18 protein-coding genes are annotated in these 19,968 nt (G+C 37.3%); 9 read left to right on the plus strand and 9 right to left on the minus strand.

Annotation, left to right across the window (positions count from 1 at the left end):
- Positions 1-159: 159 nt before the first annotated feature.
- The 3 genes from ACLCEG_RS16325 to zapE all read left to right on the plus strand — a co-directional run bounded on the left by ACLCEG_RS16325 (position 160) and on the right by zapE (position 3,169).
- Positions 160-735: a hypothetical protein gene (locus ACLCEG_RS16325; RefSeq protein WP_410568355.1), complete on the plus strand. Its 576-nt coding sequence runs from the start codon at positions 160-162 to the stop codon at positions 733-735.
- Positions 736-1,194: 459 nt separating this feature from the next.
- The gene (locus ACLCEG_RS16330; protein WP_410568357.1) at positions 1,195-2,094 is read left to right on the plus strand and encodes an ArgP/LysG family DNA-binding transcriptional regulator; all 900 of its coding nucleotides are present in this window, start codon (positions 1,195-1,197) and stop codon (positions 2,092-2,094) included.
- A complete protein-coding gene (zapE, locus tag ACLCEG_RS16335) occupies positions 2,087-3,169 on the plus strand; it encodes a cell division protein ZapE (RefSeq protein ID WP_077163841.1) in 1,083 nt (360 codons plus the stop codon). Before ACLCEG_RS16330 ends, zapE begins: the two co-directional genes overlap by 8 nt.
- Before the next feature lie 39 nt (positions 3,170-3,208).
- Here zapE and ACLCEG_RS16340 read toward each other — a convergent pair whose 3' ends face one another.
- Genes ACLCEG_RS16340 through ACLCEG_RS16355 form a run of 4 tightly spaced genes read right to left on the minus strand, consistent with a single transcriptional unit; the run spans position 3,209 to position 7,607 of the window.
- Positions 3,209-3,736 (minus strand): cupin domain-containing protein, encoded by a 528-nt coding sequence (locus ACLCEG_RS16340; RefSeq protein WP_151741364.1) that lies wholly within the window; start codon positions 3,734-3,736, stop codon positions 3,209-3,211.
- A gap of 20 nt (positions 3,737-3,756) precedes the next feature.
- The gene (locus ACLCEG_RS16345) at positions 3,757-5,469 is read right to left on the minus strand and encodes an FAD/NAD(P)-binding protein (RefSeq protein ID WP_410568360.1); all 1,713 of its coding nucleotides are present in this window, start codon (positions 5,467-5,469) and stop codon (positions 3,757-3,759) included.
- Between the two features lie 49 nt (positions 5,470-5,518).
- Positions 5,519-6,799 (minus strand): pyridoxal phosphate-dependent aminotransferase, encoded by a 1,281-nt coding sequence (locus ACLCEG_RS16350; RefSeq protein ID WP_151741362.1) that lies wholly within the window; start codon positions 6,797-6,799, stop codon positions 5,519-5,521.
- A 25-nt stretch (positions 6,800-6,824) separates the two neighbouring features.
- Complete coding sequence (locus tag ACLCEG_RS16355; RefSeq protein ID WP_004703554.1) at positions 6,825-7,607, minus strand: iron-containing redox enzyme family protein; 783 nt, start codon at positions 7,605-7,607, stop codon at positions 6,825-6,827.
- A 180-nt stretch (positions 7,608-7,787) separates the two neighbouring features.
- On the opposite strand from ACLCEG_RS16355, the gene ACLCEG_RS16360 reads away from it, so the two are divergent.
- Positions 7,788-8,546 (plus strand): sulfite exporter TauE/SafE family protein, encoded by a 759-nt coding sequence (locus tag ACLCEG_RS16360; RefSeq protein WP_004703552.1) that lies wholly within the window; start codon positions 7,788-7,790, stop codon positions 8,544-8,546.
- A gap of 425 nt (positions 8,547-8,971) precedes the next feature.
- Here the strand turns inward: ACLCEG_RS16360 and ACLCEG_RS16365 are convergent, their stop codons facing one another.
- From ACLCEG_RS16365 to ACLCEG_RS16375, 3 genes are all read right to left on the minus strand, one after another.
- Positions 8,972-10,255: a ribonucleotide-diphosphate reductase subunit beta gene (locus ACLCEG_RS16365; protein WP_004703550.1), complete on the minus strand. Its 1,284-nt coding sequence runs from the start codon at positions 10,253-10,255 to the stop codon at positions 8,972-8,974.
- A gap of 138 nt (positions 10,256-10,393) precedes the next feature.
- The gene (locus ACLCEG_RS16370; RefSeq protein ID WP_002120013.1) at positions 10,394-10,528 is read right to left on the minus strand and encodes a hypothetical protein; all 135 of its coding nucleotides are present in this window, start codon (positions 10,526-10,528) and stop codon (positions 10,394-10,396) included.
- 56 nt (positions 10,529-10,584) lie between these two features.
- Positions 10,585-13,419, minus strand: coding sequence for a ribonucleoside-diphosphate reductase subunit alpha (locus ACLCEG_RS16375; protein WP_410568362.1), 2,835 nt, complete (start codon positions 13,417-13,419; stop codon positions 10,585-10,587).
- Positions 13,420-13,772: 353 nt separating this feature from the next.
- Between ACLCEG_RS16375 and ACLCEG_RS16380 the strand changes: the two genes are divergently transcribed.
- The 3 genes from ACLCEG_RS16380 to bfmS are packed head-to-tail and all read left to right on the plus strand — an operon-like array spanning position 13,773 to position 16,350.
- Complete coding sequence (locus ACLCEG_RS16380) at positions 13,773-13,955, plus strand: hypothetical protein (RefSeq protein ID WP_228269885.1); 183 nt, start codon at positions 13,773-13,775, stop codon at positions 13,953-13,955.
- Positions 13,952-14,668: a response regulator transcription factor BfmR gene (gene bfmR, locus ACLCEG_RS16385; RefSeq protein WP_000076440.1), complete on the plus strand. Its 717-nt coding sequence runs from the start codon at positions 13,952-13,954 to the stop codon at positions 14,666-14,668. Before ACLCEG_RS16380 ends, bfmR begins: the two co-directional genes overlap by 4 nt.
- A gap of 32 nt (positions 14,669-14,700) precedes the next feature.
- Positions 14,701-16,350, plus strand: coding sequence for a sensor histidine kinase BfmS (bfmS, locus tag ACLCEG_RS16390; protein ID WP_019457084.1), 1,650 nt, complete (start codon positions 14,701-14,703; stop codon positions 16,348-16,350).
- Between the two features lie 21 nt (positions 16,351-16,371).
- Here the strand turns inward: bfmS and ACLCEG_RS16395 are convergent, their stop codons facing one another.
- Together ACLCEG_RS16395 and ACLCEG_RS16400 are read right to left on the minus strand one after the other, a co-directional pair.
- On the minus strand, positions 16,372-16,725 hold the full coding sequence (locus ACLCEG_RS16395; RefSeq protein WP_004703515.1) for a hypothetical protein: 354 nt from the start codon (positions 16,723-16,725) through the stop codon (positions 16,372-16,374).
- Positions 16,726-16,818: 93 nt separating this feature from the next.
- Positions 16,819-18,240: a GGDEF domain-containing protein gene (locus ACLCEG_RS16400; RefSeq protein WP_410568364.1), complete on the minus strand. Its 1,422-nt coding sequence runs from the start codon at positions 18,238-18,240 to the stop codon at positions 16,819-16,821.
- Positions 18,241-18,665: 425 nt separating this feature from the next.
- Between ACLCEG_RS16400 and ndhC the strand changes: the two genes are divergently transcribed.
- Together ndhC and ACLCEG_RS16410 are read left to right on the plus strand one after the other, a co-directional pair.
- Positions 18,666-19,217, plus strand: a complete 552-nt coding sequence (gene ndhC / locus ACLCEG_RS16405) for an NADH-quinone oxidoreductase subunit A (protein ID WP_004703510.1) — start codon at positions 18,666-18,668, stop codon at positions 19,215-19,217.
- A gap of 6 nt (positions 19,218-19,223) precedes the next feature.
- Positions 19,224-19,901: a NuoB/complex I 20 kDa subunit family protein gene (locus ACLCEG_RS16410; RefSeq protein WP_002050353.1), complete on the plus strand. Its 678-nt coding sequence runs from the start codon at positions 19,224-19,226 to the stop codon at positions 19,899-19,901.
- Positions 19,902-19,968 lie beyond the last annotated feature (67 nt).

A 19,968-nucleotide genomic window follows, 5' to 3' on the forward strand; every position in this document is an offset into this window, starting at 1 on the left:
TGTAGTTTTTTTGCTATTTATCTTAGCAAAACTATTAAAAAATTATGTAAAGCAAGAAAGAATATGGATCGTAAATTTTCTTGTATGTGTCAGTACTTTTAGTACAGGTGTTTTATTAGTCCCTGGCTTTTTTACTATTGTTTTATAGTGGGGATAGTTGTGATTTATAAACTTAAAATGTGGATCTCTAGGGAAGTGGTTGAGCCATTTTTTTCATTATATTCGTATATTTATAAAAATTTTGTTCTTGTCCTTTCCTTAAGTTTCTGTGTGATAGTACTGCTTTGTGCTCTTAACCCGAGTATAGTTTTTACACCTAGAAAAGAGAGTTTCGTTGTTTATGAGCCTGAATTTCATTTTAAAGATAGACGTATAAGGTCGTTAGTCGTAAACAGAGATAATAAAAATTTTGTTATTAATTGTGCATATTTTAGAAATGAAAATGGTTCATTTTGTGATTTATATAAACCTAGAAGATTGCTTAAATTAGAAGGAAGTTTTTTTCCTTATCCTTCAATATTTCTTGATGGTAATAAAATTGTAGCTAGTAGTGTTCGTTTTGAAAATGAAAAGGGGAGAGTAATTAATTTTTCAACAAGTGACGAAGAGGTTGCTTCTTGGTGGATTTGGGTTATGTTCCCCACCTTATTGATGAGGTATTTAATTTTAATCTGGCTAATGGTAGTTGCTTTAATATTACTTTTAAAACTAATTAAGTATAAGAAAGAAAACTAATTTTTATTTAAAAGTGGCTTTGCTTTCCTGTTGAGTTGAAAGGTAGATGTAAAAGAGGGCTGCTATTTTATTTTTAGACTTACTGCAAACTCATTTGTTGAGCTTGCAGTAAGTTTATCTTGTAAATATTACTGAAACAAAGCCAGCTTCAACTACTCATTCTGCCCACTGAGATGGCTTTTGTTTGAAATAATTTCAATTGTCACTTTTCTTCGATAATACTTAAACTTACCAGCTTAACGCACTACCAGTTTGGGAGTTAGGTACTGCATTTTAATTAATATTGAATTTAATTAGGGTTTTATTAGTTTTACTAATTAATTGCATGTGTGTTACTCATTTAATTAAAATAAATAATGATTATTTAGCAGAAGTAATACAATTGTAGTATTTCGTATTGCCATACCCATTACTATCATTAAGAAATATAACTTTAATTAATATAGATAACATTTAAAAATGCTAGACAAAACTAAATGCGACGCCTTTTCGGCCGTTGTTGAAACAGGAAGTTTCGAAAAAGCTGGTAAAAAATTATGTGTATCTCAGTCAGCGATTTCTCAAAGAGTTCGATTATTAGAGGAGAGATTAGGAAATGTATTATTAGTGAGAGAAAGACCATGTAAACCAACACCATTTGGAGCTGAGTTATTTGCTTATCTTCAGCGAGTGTCTTTATTAGAGAATGTTTTTTTAAAATCAGTCAATAATAATAAATTTAAGCCATTACCCATTGCTGCGAGTATCGGTACATTTGAGTCATTACTTTTCCCTATATTAGCCAAGTACTGTCTGTCTGAGGCTATTACAATAGACGTAAAGATTGATACGCTTTGTAATACCATTGAACTCTTAAAAAGAGGAGAGGTTCAGGCCTGCATTACTTCCGAATCTGAGATAATCAGAGGGTGTACAAGTGTATATTTAGGTAATATGGTTTATTGCCTAGTTGCCTCAGAGAATTTTATTAATAAATGGTTTAAAAATGGAATTAATAGAGAAAGTCTGCGTTTAGCTCCTTTAGTTTTATTTAATGAAAATGAAAGAATATATTTCGATTTTTTAGAATCTAACTTCGGACTCAAAAAATCAATGATTCCTTTTCATATTATTCCTTCAACTGACTCTTATATTTCTGGGCTTGCTTGTGATATGGGCTACGGAATAATGCCTATATGCAAGATAAATCAGGATTTATCGAATCAGGGCATAAAGGAAATTTCAAAGGAATATAGGATTAAGATTCCATTATACTGGCATCAGCTTTCTTATCTTTCTCCAGCAGTTTCAATAATGAATGATATTATTATTAAGCACTCAACAACAATCTTGGCTACCGTAGGGAATGAAGATGCTTAAGCATGAGGGTCAAAGTCCACTCGAGATATACAACTCTATGATTGATAATGGCGTTGTTCTTGCAGATCCGTCTCAGCGACAAGCTATTGAAACATTAAATGAGATTTGGAATAAAATTGAAAACCAGTCTAGTCATTTCTTTAGTCCCCAGATTAAAGGTCTATATATGTGGGGAAGTGTAGGAACAGGCAAGACATGGATTATGGATTTATTCTATAACTCTCTTAATTTTAAAAAGAAAATGAGAGTGCATTTTCATCATTTCCTAAAAGATGTTCACAAGCAGCTTATTGCCTATCGGGGAAATAAAGATCCTTTAAAGCTGATTGCTAATGACATAGCAAGCAACTATAAGCTCATTTGCTTTGATGAGTTTTTTGTATCAAATGTTGCCGACGCAATGATACTTTCAAATCTATTTAATCTGCTATTTTCAAAGAAAGTGATATTGGTTGCTACCTCGAATATTGACCCGGAAGATCTTTATAAAGATGGTTTAAATCGTGATAGATTTTTAGAGACCATAGATCATATCAATAAGAATTGCACAGTCTTGAAAATCGGTAATCAACTCGATTATAGAACCATCAAAGAAAGCAACGCCAATGACCATTTCTATAGATTTCCATTAAATCAAGAATCAGAACAATGGCTTCATTCGGTTTACCAGCAGCTTACAAATAACCAGAAAGAACTCAAGACGAGCATCATGATCAACCATAGATCAGTCGAGGTTAAATCTTGCTATAAGAATGTGATTTGGTTTGACTTTGAAAACCTTTGTCGAGAAGCCAGAAGCCCAGCTGATTACATTGAGATAGCAACACAATATGACTATGTGCTCATCAGTGGAATTGGTGATTTAACAGATAGAATTTATGATACCGTGAGACGTTTTATTTATTTGATTGATGAACTTTATGATCAAAAAATCAAACTATACTTTGCTGCTTCACAACCATTAAATCAATTATATAAAGGCGAGAGGCTTAAATTTGAATTTCAAAGAACGTATTCACGATTACAGGAAATGCAAAGCATAAGTTATAACAAGGAACTTCAGGAGCCTGCTTGAATATATAACGATGCTTTGCATGACTAACACGCAGTTGGATTAAGCAAAAAAGTACGATTTTTCTGGAAATTTTGACTTATATCCATTCTGCAAAAATACTTCTAATGCTTGAATTATGTCGGCTTGTTCCTCGTTACTAATTTCCTTTTTTCTATTGTTTTTAAAGTCTTCAATAATATATTGAATGTCAGCGTTATAGTCCTTAATAAAAATATCTGAACTCAGTCGAGTTTTAGGTTCAATATTGGCAAGTAGTGGTTCTATTTCTTCAATATTTTTAAAAAATTCAATACTAAATTCTCCAATTTGAAGAATGATATAACGGCTTTCAACCTCAATATCTTTATTTGCAAATCTGTGTCTAACATTGGGGGGAATTTGAAAAAAGTCACCCTGATTAACAATATATTTCTGCTGCAAATCTGGTAACTCAACCTGAATAGCACCTTTTGAGCAGTACACAAGATCGGGGATATGAGTATGCTTATGAAACGGAAACAGGCTATCTTTTAAATTGCACAGCACTATCCTAATATCGCGGTCATAACAAAACTGATGCATTTCCATTGATCATTTTCCTTGTCCGATTAACTAATTTTATAAAGTTGTTCTGGCGTAAATATGGGTTCACTGAAATGCTTTTGAAACAATTCAACCCAATCAGTCGAGACAGAATCAGCCGCATCAACAATCGCTTTGGAAAAGTTACGTTCATTCTGCCAGTATCGGGTAAGCACACCAAAAGAGTAAAAATACTCCGAGGGTTTTATAGTCCCTCTACGGTTTTCCATCAGTTTGTAGGTCTCGAAGCCATCCAGCATTAAACCTCCAGTGTTATATTCATCCTCCATATTCGGGACAATATTCTTTTGCTCTAACAATGATTTAACCAATGCTGAGGGATGTTTATAGATATCAAAATCTTGACTGATCGTATTCACCACAAGATCAAAATCAAATGAATGCCCTAGATCATCAGTGAGCTGTACATGGCTATCCATTATTTTTAGAGGTTTACTGTTATAGCCAAGTTTGAGTGATTGAAGTAGACCAGCTTCAAATAGGCATTTCAGCTTTTGTGCATTTTCCAGTGGGATTGGTACGGCAAGGCGAATGAATAAGTGATCAAATTCTTGGTCATAGCGTTTTTTATCATGACTGCTTAAATAGCGGTAAAACTTCATTCTTCGTACTTTAAGAATGATCATATTAATTAAGTCATTAAGCTCTTGGTGTTCCAGATCATATTTCAACTTTTCATAAGCATTGGCAAATTTCAAGTTGCACAAATCATTGAATGACACTTCACCGTTCGTTGCATTTTTAAGCTCAAGATCAAGCAGATGAAGAATATCATCTAGTGATAAAACCTGATTTAAGTGCTGCTGCAACTCAGGGAAAGATTCATGAGTGAAATACTTAAAGTCATAGTTAGGTTTATTGCCTCGTACTGCAGGGAAGTATCCTGAACGACTGACAACATAGGCTTTGAAGTTTTCATCTGTCACGGCCTTCTGATAGCTTGAGAAGGCTCCATTTTCATTTACAAACGATCCTTCGCTAAATAGAGTGATGACGGTATCAACACCACTAGGCCCCATACCGCGAACAAGAACATTTGGCTTATGATCTTGTCTTATAATGTCATTAAGTCTGATTAAGACTTTTTGAAAAGGGTAGGGTTTTACGAATAAACTTTTTTCGGAGTCTAAACGACTTGCAGTCCAGTGTCCGAGAGTGAGTAACAGCTTAGAAAACCCTTTTAATTCAATGGTTCGGTTTGAGTTTTGATTCTTAATAACTAAATTATAACCGCCTTTAGCCTCGTAGCCATCGATAGCTTCATAGCCATTGTAAACTTCAACTTTTATACGATTTAATTTGGCTAATTCTAGGTATTTCTTGAATCTATCATTGAGATAGATACCAAACAAAGCTCTAGGATAAAAAGCGTTAGGATCGGGGAAGACTTCCGATTCACCAGCCAAAGATTTCTTATAAACTAGGTGGGGGTAATGAGTCATCAGATGGTTTTTATTTTCTGCCATCCAATCCACAAAGTCGTTATCCCAAAGCGACATTGAATGGGCAGGGTTATTACACAAATGGCCAGCCAATAATTCATCTTTGTCGTATGGATTCCCATGTCCAAGAGATTCACGCATTTCAACAAGAGTAATAGAGCATGACTTATGATTAATCTCTTGATTTAGTAATTTTTTTACAAAGCTGATGAAGGTACACGTACCTGAGAATCCCATTCCAATGATACAGAACTTTTTCAAAGTAATATCGTCCATAAAAATGTAAATTCAGGAAGTTAAAAATTAACTTCCTGAATAATATGAGTTAGTTCAATTTCTGAAGGGCTTCTTTAATACGTGCTGCGGCTGCCTTTAGAGTCACTGGATCACGTCCACAATTCATGCGAATGTAATGTCGGAGGCTATCGATGTTTTCACCAAAATGCATGCCTCCAATAGAAGCAACTTTTGCTGTTTCCAAAAGATATTGATCGGCTGAATCAAATCCTAGCTTTTGGATTTTGTCGCCATACTTTGACAAGTCCAAGAATAAGAAAAATCCACCTTCAGGCTCAGTCACTTCTAAACCAGTGCAGCTTTTCAAGTCTTCAATGAATGTCTGCATGTTCTGTCTGGCAACTACCGCACGTTTCTTTGCAACGTCATCCATGTATTCTTGCATTGCTTCATGTGTCGCAATTTGGGCATAAGTCGAAGCAAATGAGTTTAAATTCACCTGTACTTTTTCCATAACTTTAATCAGTTTATCCGAAGCACAAATATATCCAGATCGGTCGCCGTGCATTCCATAGGTTTTACCGGGACCAGTGATATAAATGGTGTAGTCCCACATAGAGTGTGTTTGGTCTTTAAACTGCTGGGTAATATTTGAAATGTTTGCTGGTTTAGTATTCAAAATATGTGATTCATACGGACAATCAAAAAGCACATAGATTGGACTTAGACCTTTTGATAAACGTTCGGCATTGGCAGTCAAAATTACCTTCGAAATCGACTCTAATTCATCACGAGTATAAATTTTGCCAGAAGGGTTTAGGCAGTCACCAAGAATGATAATTTTGGTCTTATCAGTAATGGTTTTTTCTAACTCAACTACATCAATCGCTTGGTTATAAAAGTCTTTGACATAGATTGGTTTAGCTTTACCTAAGTGCAATTCAATCATGTCTGCGTAATGAGGCCAGTTTGGTACTGGGTAAATCACTTCATCATCTGGATTTAGAAGTGTATGAAATACCACGGTGATAGCACCTTTAATACCGCCAGGAGTGACCATGATTTCAGTATCTGGATTGAAGCTGATGTCTCGTAAACGCTTCACACGCTCAGCAATAGCCTTTCGTAAGAAAGGGAAGCCTTTAACTGGGGCAAACTCATGGATAATTGCAGCATTATTTGAAATATAACTCTTAACTGCATCATCAATGCCGCTATTTGTTTTTTCATCCAAAGTACCAATACTTAAATCAATGACCTGATCATCTGCGCTAGACTTTTTATTTAACTCTAAAATTTTTGCCTTAGTTCCGTGTGTAATTGATTCACGTAAATTCAAGGCTGCTTGTGAAATACCTAAGTTTTGCATTATGAAATCTCAAAATCCGTTTTAATTAAAGTGATACAGCTTGATCAAACATTGCATTCCACATCTTAAGCTGGGCTTTCAATGTTTCATTTGCACCAAACTTAATCTCATCAAGGTCTTCTTGGTTATTACAGTTGTTATGTACACACTGTTTAGCATCTTGAGCATGACGATCTTCGACGCCATTTTCGATATGGGCGTTGAAATAGACCTCAACTTTCTTAATGAATTCACTTGGATCAAGGTTTTTGTTATTGAATCGGAATGCTTCACGGAATACGGTAAGCATCTTATCAGCATGGTTTTCTAGGGCCATGACTGCCCCCAACATGCGAGGATAACTACCCGTAATCAAACCTTGGATAGTATCTCGATACTGCAATGTCTCTGCGATGATTCGATCACTATTCTTAGCCTGTTGAACCTTCATCTCTGGAAGATTGTATTCTGCGGCGCCAAATACATTCAGCGCATTCTCCATAAAGATTTCATGGCATTTGGCTTTTTCACCCATACCAGTTTCTTCACTTAAGATGTGAGTGAATAGCACTAGAGTGTCCATATCATTTTCAAAAGCAGATCGCGAACATACATGAGCAATCCCTTTTACGGTTAGCTCAGTACGATAGAAGAAATTGTCACGAAATAAGATATATGATTCTGGCGTCCATGAAGTAGAAGTCAAATGCTTGAAATAATTGTTTTGGAAAATTTCATGATCATCCATTTTAGTAATGAATTCATCTAACTCAGCACTAATCGTTTCTTTACAATCAACATTTCCATTGATGATTACTTTAGAGTTCATTCTTGAATTATCCTTTTATAATGAAATTTATTTTTTACAGCGAAATTTTTATAACAAAGAAATAATCAAAAAAAATGAGTATTAAATATTTTAATGTTTGATAAAATTATCTAATATTTATGTGATAATTTATATTTTAGTGTAGTTTGGCTTGGTTAAAAATCAAAAATGGAATTTTAAATGTATCTTTTAGAAGATTTTTCAGTACTGCAACTTTCAATAATGTTAATAACAATAGTATGCTCTTATATTATTTTTGGAATGGTGGGTTTTGGAACTGCATTAATTGCGAGTCCTGTATTACTTAACTTTTTGCCTCTCTCACAAATTATTCCACTATTAGCTTTACTAGATATGTTCGCTGCCATTTCAAATGTCATTAAAGATGGTAAGAAGGCAGACTTTTCTGAATTAAAATTTCTAATACCACTTATGTTTGTCGGTAGTTTTCTTGGCTTTATACTGCTGATGAGAGTTAATGCAAGTTACGCACTGCTAGCATTTGGTATATTTACTCTTTTATATGCGATTTACTCATTAAGTGGTTTTAAGCCACAGAAAAAACTAGAGAAAAAATTTGTTTTTCCTTTTGGCTTATCTGGTGGTTTCTTAGGGGCTATGTTTGGTAGCGGTGGGTTTTTATATGCAATTTACCTCAATGGGCGAATCGAAACTCCAGAAAAAATCCGTGTCACTCAAACAACATTAATTGGATGCAGTACGGTTTTTCGAGTCATTCTATTTACTACAGCAGGTGTGTATTTTTCTGATAACTTATTGTCACTTGCACTTCTGTTTATCCCATCGATGTTGATAGGTGCATTTATTGGCAAGCGAATTACACTCAAATTGTCTAAGCAGCAATTCTTGAAAATTATTAATTTTATTGTACTGCTATCTGGAATATCGATTATTGTTAAATACGCTTTAACAGTATAGATCCATTATTATGGGTACCTAAACTAATTGATTTAGATATTAATAATTTTACTCTTGAATTTATTTTATTTTTTAATAATGAAGGATGAAATACATATACTGCTTGATAGAAAATATTAATCAATACATTGATATCTGTAGTGGAATAAAATCAATTAATATCAATTTATAAAATTTAATAGAGTGATAGTGGATTCTGAAAAAAGTAACTATAGAATCAGTAAAGTTTTCATTAAACTCATTTAAAATTAATTTGAGTGAAAACGTGGTAAGGAATACATATAGAAGCTGGCAATTTAATAAGATTGCTGAAATTCTGCATATATATGATCAAGACTTAGCATCTTGAAAAAAGTTTAATAAATACAAGCCAAGAAAAAACCGCTAATAGATAGCGGTTTTTTCTTAATTAACTAAGTCGAAACTTACCAGCTTAACGCACCACCAGTTTGGTAGTCAGTTACGCGAGTTTCAAAGAAGTTCTTCTCTTTACGTAAGTCCATCATCTCAGACATCCACGCAAATGGATTGGTTACACCAGCAAATTGCTCTGGTAAACCTAACTGAGATAAACGACGGTTACAGATGAATTTCAAGTATTCTTCCATCATGCTTGCATTCATACCCAATACACCGCGTGGCATTGTGTCACGTGCATATTCGATTTCAAGCATAGTACCTTCAAGAATCATTTGAATCACTTCTTGTTGGAACTCGGCAGTCCAAAGGTGAGGGTTCTCAATCTTGATTTGGTTAATCATGTCGATACCAAAGTTCAAGTGCATAGACTCATCACGCAAGATGTATTGGAACTGTTCAGCAACACCGTTCATCTTGTTACGACGGCCCATACTCAAGATTTGAGTAAAGCCACAGTAGAAGAAGATACCTTCAAGTACACAGTAGAATGCGATCAAGTTACGAAGTAAACGTTGGTCGTTCTCAGGAGTACCAGTGTGGAAAGTAGGGTCACTTAAAGATTGAGTGTACTTAAGACCCCAAGATGCTTTACGTGCAACAGATGGAATCTCGCGGTACATGTTGAAGACTTCGCCTTCGTCCATACCTAAAGATTCGATACAGTATTGGTAAGCGTGAGTGTGAATTGCTTCTTCAAACGCTTGACGCAAGATGTACTGACGGCATTCAGGGTTAGTAATGTGACGGTAAATCGCCAATACTAGGTTGTTTGCAACCAAAGAGTCCGCAGTCGAGAAGAAACCTAAAGAACGCATAACAATAGTACGCTCATCTTCGGTTAAGCCATTTTCAGACTTCCAAAGCGCGATGTCATGGTTCATGTTAACTTCTTGTGGCATCCAGTGGTTTGCACACCCGTCAAGATACTTCTGCCAAGCCCATTCGTATTTAAATGGAACAAGCTGGTTCAAGTCAGCGCGACAGTTAATCATGGCTTTGTCGTCAACCTGAACGCGTTGCGCGCCCATTTCTAGCTCTTCAAGGCCAGGAGCAACGTCTAAATGTTCTAAGGCTGCAGAGGCTCTAGCCATTGTATCGGAGGCAACTGTTGGTCGCACGGAATGGGTTCCAGCGGATTGTGGAGCTGCCACGCTCGGCGATGATGGCTGCGCAGTAGATACATTCTGCGAATCTGGCGTTTTTTCCGGTTGGATGGCCGCAGACTTGTGTTCAGGTGCAGCCGGTTTTTGCGAATCATCTTCAAAATCGTCCCAACTAAGGATAGACATTTTTGTTCTCTCTTCGTTGTATATATCTATATTTGACATCTCTTAAACGAAGATGTCCCTACTATACGCTTTTAATGTGTAAACAAAATTAAGTTTTATTAAGGTATGACCAAATTTTGGACCTTTGGTCTCTACTCACTACAACTTATTTTGCTTACGCTGTTGCTTACGTATCGTAATGAATGCGTAAACCATCGGCATATAAAAGAAAATAAAGGCAAAGATTAATACTCCAACACCAAGCATATAATTATGGCTGAGATGAGAAAGCATAATCTTTACCTCTTTTAAAATTGCTCTTTAGTGAAAAAGAGCAATTTTATTGAATGTTATTGGCAAGCTTCACAATCAGGGTTGTCGATTGAGCAAGCAATTGGTACAGGAGCTGCTTGGGTAAAGCCTTCTTCTTCAACCGCTGCTTCTGGTTTCTTCGCTTCTACAACAGGGGCAGCAACTGGAGCTGCTTCAACAGTCGCAGGTTTAACTGCGTTTAAAGCACCTGTGTTAATTGTAGATTTTTCAGCAGAAGTCGCACCTAAAGCTCGGAGGTAATAAGTTGTCTTAAGACCACGTAACCATGCCATCTTGTATGTGATGTCAAGTTTCTTACCGTTTGCACCAGAGATGTAAAGGTTAAGTGACTGAGCTTGATCAATCCATTTTTGACGACGTGATGCAGCATCAACGATCCAACGTGTATCTACTTCAAACGCAGTAGCAAAGATTGCTTTTAATTCTTCAGGAATACGAGCAATTTTTTGTACTGAACCTTCAAAATGTTTAAGGTCGTTAACCATTACTGTGTCCCAAAGACCACGGTCTTTCAAGGCACGAACAAGGTAAGGGTTAATAACAGTGAACTCACCAGACAGGTTAGATTTCACATATAAGTTTTGGAATGTTGGCTCAATAGACTGAGAAACACCACAAATGTTAGAGATGGTTGCCGTTGGAGCAATTGCCATCACGTTTGAGTTACGCATACCGTCTTTTTGAACTTTGGCACGTAAAGTGTCCCAGTCTAAACGTTGAGTACGGTCAACTTCGAACATGCGCTCTGGACGAGATTTCGCAACAATTTCTAAAGAGTCGATTGGAAGGATACCTTGATCCCACAATGAACCTTTGAATGTTGAGTAAGAACCACGTTCAACAGCCAAGTTGCTTGAAGTTTCAATCGCGTAGTAGCTAATCACTTCCATTGATTCATCTGCAAAATCAACAGCAGCGTCTGAACCGTAAGCAATACCCATCTCGTATAGCGCATCTTGGAAGCCCATGATACCCATACCTACAGGACGGTGTTTCAAGTTAGAGTTTTTCGCTTGAGGTACAGCATAGTAGTTAATGTCGATAACGTTATCGAGCATACGTACTGCTGTTTTGATTGTGCGAGCTAACTTCTCACGGTCTAACACACCACCTTGAACGTGTTGTACAAGGTTAATCGAACCCAAGTTACATACTGCAATTTCGTCTTGATTTGTATTCAAGGTAATTTCAGTACATAGGTTAGATGAGTGAACTACACCAACGTGTTGTTGTGGTGAACGTAAGTTACATACATCTTTGAACGTGATCCAAGGGTGACCAGTTTCAAACAACATAGAAAGCATTTTGCGCCATAAGTCTTTAGCACGTACTTTCTTGTGTAGCATGTTAGTTTCTTTCGCTACAGACTCATAGTAAGCATAACGCTCAGCAAATTCAGCACCAGTTAAGTCGTGCAAGTCTGGAGTTTCAGAAGGGGTAAAGAGTGTCCATTCACCATCTTCAAATACACGTTGCATAAACAAGTCTGGAACCCAGTTCGCAGTGTTCATGTCGTGTGTACGGCGACGGTCATCACCAGTGTTTTTACGAAGCTCTAAGAACTCTTCGATGTCTAAGTGCCAAGTTTCTAGGTATGCACATACAGCACCTTTACGCTTACCACCTTGGTTTACGGCAACAGCAGTATCGTTCGCAACTTTCAAGAATGGAACAACACCCTGAGACTTACCATTTGTACCTTTAATATAAGAGTTCAAGGCACGTACAGGTGTCCAGTCATTACCTAAACCGCCAGCCCATTTAGAAAGCATCGCGTTATCACGCATTGCACCATAAATGTCATAAAGGTCATCGCCAATCGTTGTTAAGTAACAACTTGAAAGCTGTGGACGTAATGTACCTGAGTTAAACAGGGTAGGCGTAGAAGCCATATAGTCGAAGCTAGACAATAAGTTATAGAACTCGATTGCACGCTCTTCTTTATCTTGCTCATTGAGTGCAAGACCCATTGACACACGCATGAAGAATAATTGTGGTAATTCGAAGCGAACGCCGTTTGAGTGAATGAAGTAACGGTCAAATAGAGTTTGTAAACCTAAGTAGGTAAACTGATTAGAGCGTTCTGGTTGAATTGCTGCTGCTAGTTTTTCTAGGTCGAAGTCAAGCAAGTCAGGTGAAAGCAAATCAAGCTCTACACCTTTTTTCAAGAATGCTTCGAGTGCATTGTTTTCAGCAGTATCAGTTGGTAGACCTAAGAAAGCTAAACCTGTACCCACTAATTCATTACAGAGCAAACGTGCAGTTACGTAAGTGTAGTTTGGTTCTTGTTCAATACGGGTACGTGTTGCCATCATCATGGTCGTAGCAATATCGCTTTCTTTTACGCCGTTATATAAGTTTTTAACGGTTTCATCCACGATCGCTTGAACGTCAATACCTTCCAAACCTTCAGCTGCTTTAGAAACTGTAGCTTGTAATGCACTTAAATCAAGTGGCTGAAGCTGACCGTTCGCGTCAGTAACTTGTAAAGTAGGGTGGTGGTTTGAGTTTGTTTGCTGACGAGCGTTAGCGCGTTGTTCACGGTAAATCACATAAGCGCGGGCAACTTTTTGTTCCCCAGTACGCATTAAAGCAAGTTCTACTTGATCTTGAATTTCTTCAATGTGGATCGTACCGCCCGATGGTAAACGGCGAGTAAATGTATTTAAAACCATTTCCGTCAACTGGGTAATACGGTCGTGAATACGGCTAGAATCCGAACTCTGTTGACCTTCCACAGCAAGAAAAGCTTTACCAATCGCAACAGAAATTTTATCTGCATCAAATGCAGCAACATCTCCAGTGCGTTTAATCACCTGAATTTGACCGGGAGTCGAAGTAATTACGCTCATGCCAGCATAGCTCCATTGTCACTTTTGTTATGTTTATAGACCGTTTGAACCGAGCAAAAAACATGCCACGATATTTGAGGGATAAACACAAGACTTAGTAGTTAAAGTTTATTTTCAACACAAGATACGGGATTTTTTAAGCTAGATCAATCTTGACTTTTTAGTAATTTTTTATCTGTATGATTTGTCGGGAGATAGCATAGCAAAGCTATTAAAAAACGCTTATAGATAACTTTGTGGATAACTCAAAAAACAAGCACTTGAATGAATTTAAATTCCGCCAAGAAATAATTTGTTTAATATTCATACATAGGAAATATGAATAGATTATGACTTTTAATAACAATAAATAGATATTAAAAATACTTGGAAATTCAAAGATTAATAAAATGCAACAAAACATGGTTGTCATGTATCAGTTTGGTGAACGCCTACTTGTTTACAATGTAAACGTGTGTATATTGCAAATGATAAACGAATGTATCTGCAAGATTTTTAAGATGCATGTAATGAGATTTATAGGGGCAATGATATGAGCCAAGAAGAAAAGTTACCAAAGATTCTGATCGTTGAAGATGACGAGCGTTTAGCACGATTAACTCAAGAATACTTAATCCGCAACGGCTTGGAAGTTGGCGTGGAAACTGATGGTAACCGTGCAATTCGTCGTATTATTAGTGAACAACCAGATCTTGTGGTCTTGGATGTCATGTTGCCGGGTGCCGATGGTTTAACCGTTTGTCGTGAAGTTCGTCCACATTACCATCAACCTATTTTAATGTTGACTGCACGTACTGAAGACATGGACCAAGTACTTGGTCTGGAAATGGGTGCTGACGATTATGTCGCTAAGCCAGTTCAACCACGTGTATTGTTAGCGCGCATTCGTGCACTATTACGTCGCACGGATAAAACTGTTGAAGATGAAGTTGCACAACGTATTGAGTTTGACGACCTTGTCATCGACAATGGAGGCCGCTCTGTAACCTTAAACGGTGAACTTGTTGACTTTACAAGTGCTGAATATGACCTGTTATGGTTGCTTGCATCAAACGCTGGTCGTATCTTATCGCGCGAAGATATCTTCGAACGTTTACGTGGTATCGAATACGATGGTCAAGACCGTTCAATCGATGTACGTATTTCGCGTATTCGTCCAAAAATTGGCGATGATCCTGAAAATCCAAAACGTATTAAAACTGTACGTAGTAAAGGTTACTTGTTTGTTAAAGAAACCAATGGATTGTAAAATCTGATTAAACTTCCTATAAGGTTGGTCGAGTGTTTAAACACAGTATATTCCTGCGAATATATGCGGGGCTGGTAATTCTTGTTGTTTTGGTGGCTGTTTTTGGGTATTTACTGGTACAAATTATCAACTACCAACGCGCACAAGAATACCGAGAATCTTTAACTGATGGTATTTCTTATGTCATTAGTGAAGGGGTCGCTCGACAACCTGGGAAGCAGCAAAAGATAGATTGGATTTCTGACGCATCTGATTTGCTCGAACTTCCAATTTATTATACCGATGCAAGTAAGGTTGAACTCTCTCGGACCGAGAAAAAGCGGATCGAAGCACAAAAATCTGTAGTTCGTTACGATGCAAGTAATAGCATTGCTTATGTGATTATTGGCTTACGTGACGACCCGCAGCATTATCTATCTATAAAAGTCGACAAAATTAGTGAACGCCAAATGAAGGCTCTTCCTATTTTTGTACTCGACTACCTCATGTTTTATCCGGGTCAGGAACAAGAGTATCTTGCCAAGATTCAAAAACATTTCTCATATCCAATCAATATTCAAAACATTCAAGATATAAATCTGGATTCTGAACAGATTGGACGTTTACGCCAAGATCAAAGCGTGATGTTGTACAAAGATAGTGCAACAGTACGTGGTACAACTATTTCGATTGTCTCTCCAATTCCGAACCATCCTACGCAAGTTTTGGTGTTAGGCCCTGTTCCAATGTTTAACTGGATGCCTTTACAGCTTTCTGCGGGTATTACCTTATTTAGCTTGTTCTTATTAAGTTTAGGTGTTTATGGTTTGATTTTGCCGTTAGAGCGCAAAATTCGACAAGTGCGTTATGCATTAAACCGTATGAAATCGGGTGATTTGTCATTGCGTGTTCCTATTGAAGGAAGTGACGAAATGGCAAACTTGGCTTCAAGCTATAACAATATGTCTGATCATATTCAGCGTTTAATTGAAGCTCAACGTGAGTTAATGAGAGCTGTATCTCATGAACTGAGAACGCCAGTAGCACGTATACGCTTTGGTACGGAAATGTTGGCCGAAGAAGATGACTACAATCATCGTATGCATCAGGTCGACATGATTGATAAAGATATTGAAGCACTCAATACCTTGATTGATGAAATCATGACTTATGCAAAACTAGAGCAGGGCACACCTTCGTTAGATTTTGCAGAAATTGTGCTGTTTGAAGTGTTGGATCAGGTTGCTGTTGAAACTGAAGCTTTAAAAACGCAGAAAGAGATTGAGCTCGTTCCACCACCTTTATATGTCAAGGTGGATGCAGAGCGTCGTTACCTTCACCGTGTTGTACAAAATTTGGTTGGAAATGCGGTTCGTTATTGTGATAATAAAGTGCGTATTACTGGTGGTATTCACAGTGATGGCATGGCTTTTGTCTGTGTTGAAGATGATGGGCCGGGTATCCCTGAACAAGACCGTAAGCGTGTATTTGAAGCCTTTGCGCGTTTAGATGACAGCCGTACGCGTGCCTCTGGTGGTTATGGTCTGGGACTTTCAATTGTAAGTCGTATTGCTTACTGGTTTGGTGGTGAAATTAAAGTTGATGAAAGCCCAAGTTTGGGTGGGGCACGTTTTATTATGACTTGGCCTGCACATCGATTTAAACAACCCCCATTAAAAGCCAATAAAAAAGCACCTGCATAAGGTGCTTTTTTATTGGTTGATTTATAGTTGAGTCGCGTCAGGCTCCAAAATCGGTTTGCCGCTTCTTAGACTGTTGAGAGCATCGGTATTAAAGTCAATTAACAGCGAATTATTTTTAGCATCAATTTGATATTTTTGAATAAGAGGTTGGTCTCCATTCAAAGTTTCAACTTTATATGAATCTGCAATATGTAAAATGCCTTCTAGGTTTGTCGTGGTTGACGCGAAATCTTGTCTAAAAATTTCATAGACATCTCTCAAGTCAAAAATGGCATTATCTGCATCTGGATGTTTTTGAATATAGCTTTCTATATGTCGCACGAGTAATTGCGCGAACAAGTAATAGTCTGGTTTATGCGTATATTCTAGATTCATACATTTTTCTCCTTATTATCTGTTATTAGCATACATGGCAAAAACAGAAGTTATTGTATAAAATTCATTACACTAGATGATGACTTTAAAATATTACAAAGAAATAAAAACCCGATTACGTCCTTGGCGTTTAGCTTGATAGAGTGCGTCATCGGCTTCTTTAAACAGGCTTTCAATAGAGCGATGGTGATTTGGTGAATATAGACTTATACCAATACTGACCTGTACAAAAATAGGTAATTTCCCATAAACATAAATCGGTTGCTGACTAATCTTGGTACGTATTCTTTCAGCGAGTTCAAAAGCGGCTTCTTTATTAGTATCAGGAATAAAAATTGCGAACTCTTCTCCACCAAAACGTCCTAGTAAATCATGAGGGTGCAAAATATTTTGTATAGTGGTTACACAGGTTTGTAAAGCTCTATCTCCAATTAAGTGGCCATAACTATCATTTACTTTTTTAAAATGATCGACATCCAGCATAAAAAAAGCAGATGTTTTATTTTCCTTTTGAACTTTTTCTTGAAGTATACGAACTGATTGTAAAAATTGACGTCGAGTTAAACTAGATGTGAGCTCATCATGGGCAATAGCATGTTGGAGTTTTTGAATTAACTCAGAGTGAAGTGCACTAATACTAGAAACAGTCAGAGGTGCAAGCGTCATCATAATTAAGCCAATACGAATTGAAATGGTATTGCTTAAGTATTCATTTGGATAAAGTAATAAATAATGACCAGAGACATGGTAAATAATATAAGCACTGGTAAATGAGGTAATTAGGGCGACTACAATAGGTTTGTAGCGTATAGCACACCAAACTAAAGCTGCGATTGGATAGAGTAAAGAACCTGGCCCAGAGTCGTAATAACTTACTGTAATTGAAATTAATACAGCTAAAAAAGGCAATAAGTCGATAATGCTTATATGTTCCCGATGACCATTAAAGTAACGTTTTATTTGGGAGTAAGCAGGGATGTTGAGCAGTATAGGAAGTAAGAGTAGGGCATTTTGTAGTTCTGATGTCATCCAGTAACCAAACTCAGCCCAAAAGCTGCCAAGCATAAACTTGGTATTAAACATAGGCACAAAAGTCGCGGCAAATAAAGCGCCAACTAAACTGCCTATGCCACATAACCCGAATAAAAAAAGGTAAGAATAACCACGATGAGCAGATCTAATGTGTTGACTTAAACATAGATATAGCACTAAAGAGGTAACAACATAAATATAGTTAGATGTTGTTAGGATAATAGTCAGTAAAAATGGTGTGCCTTGAATAAGGTCGGCAATAACATATCCAGTATATGCACCAAGAAAAGTACTGAGCTTACGTGTTTGAGGATAACGGACCAGTAATCCTAATAAAACTGAATTGGCCGGCCAGAAAAAAGCCAGAAAACTAAGGGGCCGAGATGCAATTCCAATAAAGCAGCATATCGAAACAATGATCGTAAATAGAAAGAAGAATTTCAGGAAGGAAGAAAATGAAAGTTCACGAAGTGAGTATGGCATCAGCTGCCCTTAATGATAAATACCCTTATCCAAGAGTAATAAATATTATGCATGATTAAACATTCATCATAATTCAGAGCAGAAGATGAATACAATAAAAAACCACTTAATATTATAAAAAAGTAAGTTGTTTAATTTGACCAAATGAGCGATTGTTCAAATAATATTAAAAATCAAAAAATGAAAAAAATCATCACAAGCATAAAAACTATCAAATAAACCGATTGTAAACGGTGAAACCCCCTCTACAAGACATAGATGAATACTTTTGATTAGAAAATCATCCAAAAGACTAAGACGCTTCAACTAGCATGCGAAATTAGAAATCAGGTACAATTGGCGGGATTAATTTTGTGTTTGGTGTATTCAAAGGCCAATACATACATTCTTTGTTAAATAATAGGCCTGCCAGGAGTTATCCCCGCATGAGTGCCATTACTCCATACGACTGGGCGATTATCGCCTTCGTGATCGGCGTTACATTTCTTTGCGTCTTTATGCTCACAGTTCCCTTACTCCTCGGGGGAAAATCGTGGGGACGTGCTAAGCAAGAGCAGTTTGAATCAGGTGTCGTGAGTGCTGGTGGCGCTCGCATTCGCCTGTCTGCAAAGTTCTATTTAGTTGCAATTTTCTTTGTTGTATTCGACTTAGAGGCACTTTACCTCTATGCATGGTCTACTTCTGTGCGTGAAGTAGGGTGGTTGGGATATACCACTGTTGTGATCTTTGTCGTTGATCTATTGATTGCGCTTGTTTATGCCTTCTCTGTAGGTGCCTTAAGTTGGTCACCAGCAGATCGTCGTAAATCAGCAGGTGAAAAGATCAAAGTTGGTTCACCAACAATGAATATTGCTGAAATTACACGCTTTAACTCTATTGAAGAGCTCGTAACTGACCCTACAGGCCAGATTCCAGCCCAATCATCAGGTCGTGTTAAGTCAAAAACTACACCTGCATTGTCATCTGAAAAGGAGTAAGTCGGGATGAAATATACTCTGACCCGCGCGAATCCGGATGCTGATCAATACCCATTGCAAGAACGTCAAATTGTGACTGATCCGCTTGAAGAGGAAGTGAATAAGAATGTATTCATGACTCGTTTAGAGGATGTCTTGCATACAGCAGTAAACTGGGGACGTAAAAACTCTTTGTGGCCATTTAACTTTGGTACCTCATGTTGTTACGTTGAATATGCAACGACTTTAACAGGCGTGCATGACTTGTCCCGTTTCGGTGCAGAGGTTATTCGTGCTTCACCTCGTCAGGCTGACTTGATGATTGTTGCAGGTACCTGCTTTGTAAAAATGGCTCCGGTTATTCAACGTTTGTACGAACAAATGTTAGAACCTAAGTGGGTTATTTCAATGGGTGCTTGTGCAAACTCTGGAGGTATGTACGACATCTATTCAGTAGTACAAGGTGTAGACAAAATTATTCCTGTTGACGTGTACGTCCCAGGTTGTCCACCTCGTCCTGAAGCATTAATTCAAGCATTAATGCTTTTGCAAGACCAGATTCAATTAGAGCGACGCCCGCTTTCTGCCGTGATTGGTGATGATCTTCAGCCAGTGTATAAGCCAAAGATGATGCCAGAACGTGATCGTAAGAATGCGCAGCGTATTGCCGTTAAAAACTTACGCTCTATGGATGAGATTAAATAATTTTTGACGGTGTTTTGACATGTCTAACCGATATGTTCATCGAGAAAATTGACAGAATTTGTATTAA

The organism is Acinetobacter sp. H1(2024) (assembly GCF_046557555.1).
Classification (GTDB): domain Bacteria; phylum Pseudomonadota; class Gammaproteobacteria; order Pseudomonadales; family Moraxellaceae; genus Acinetobacter; species Acinetobacter seifertii.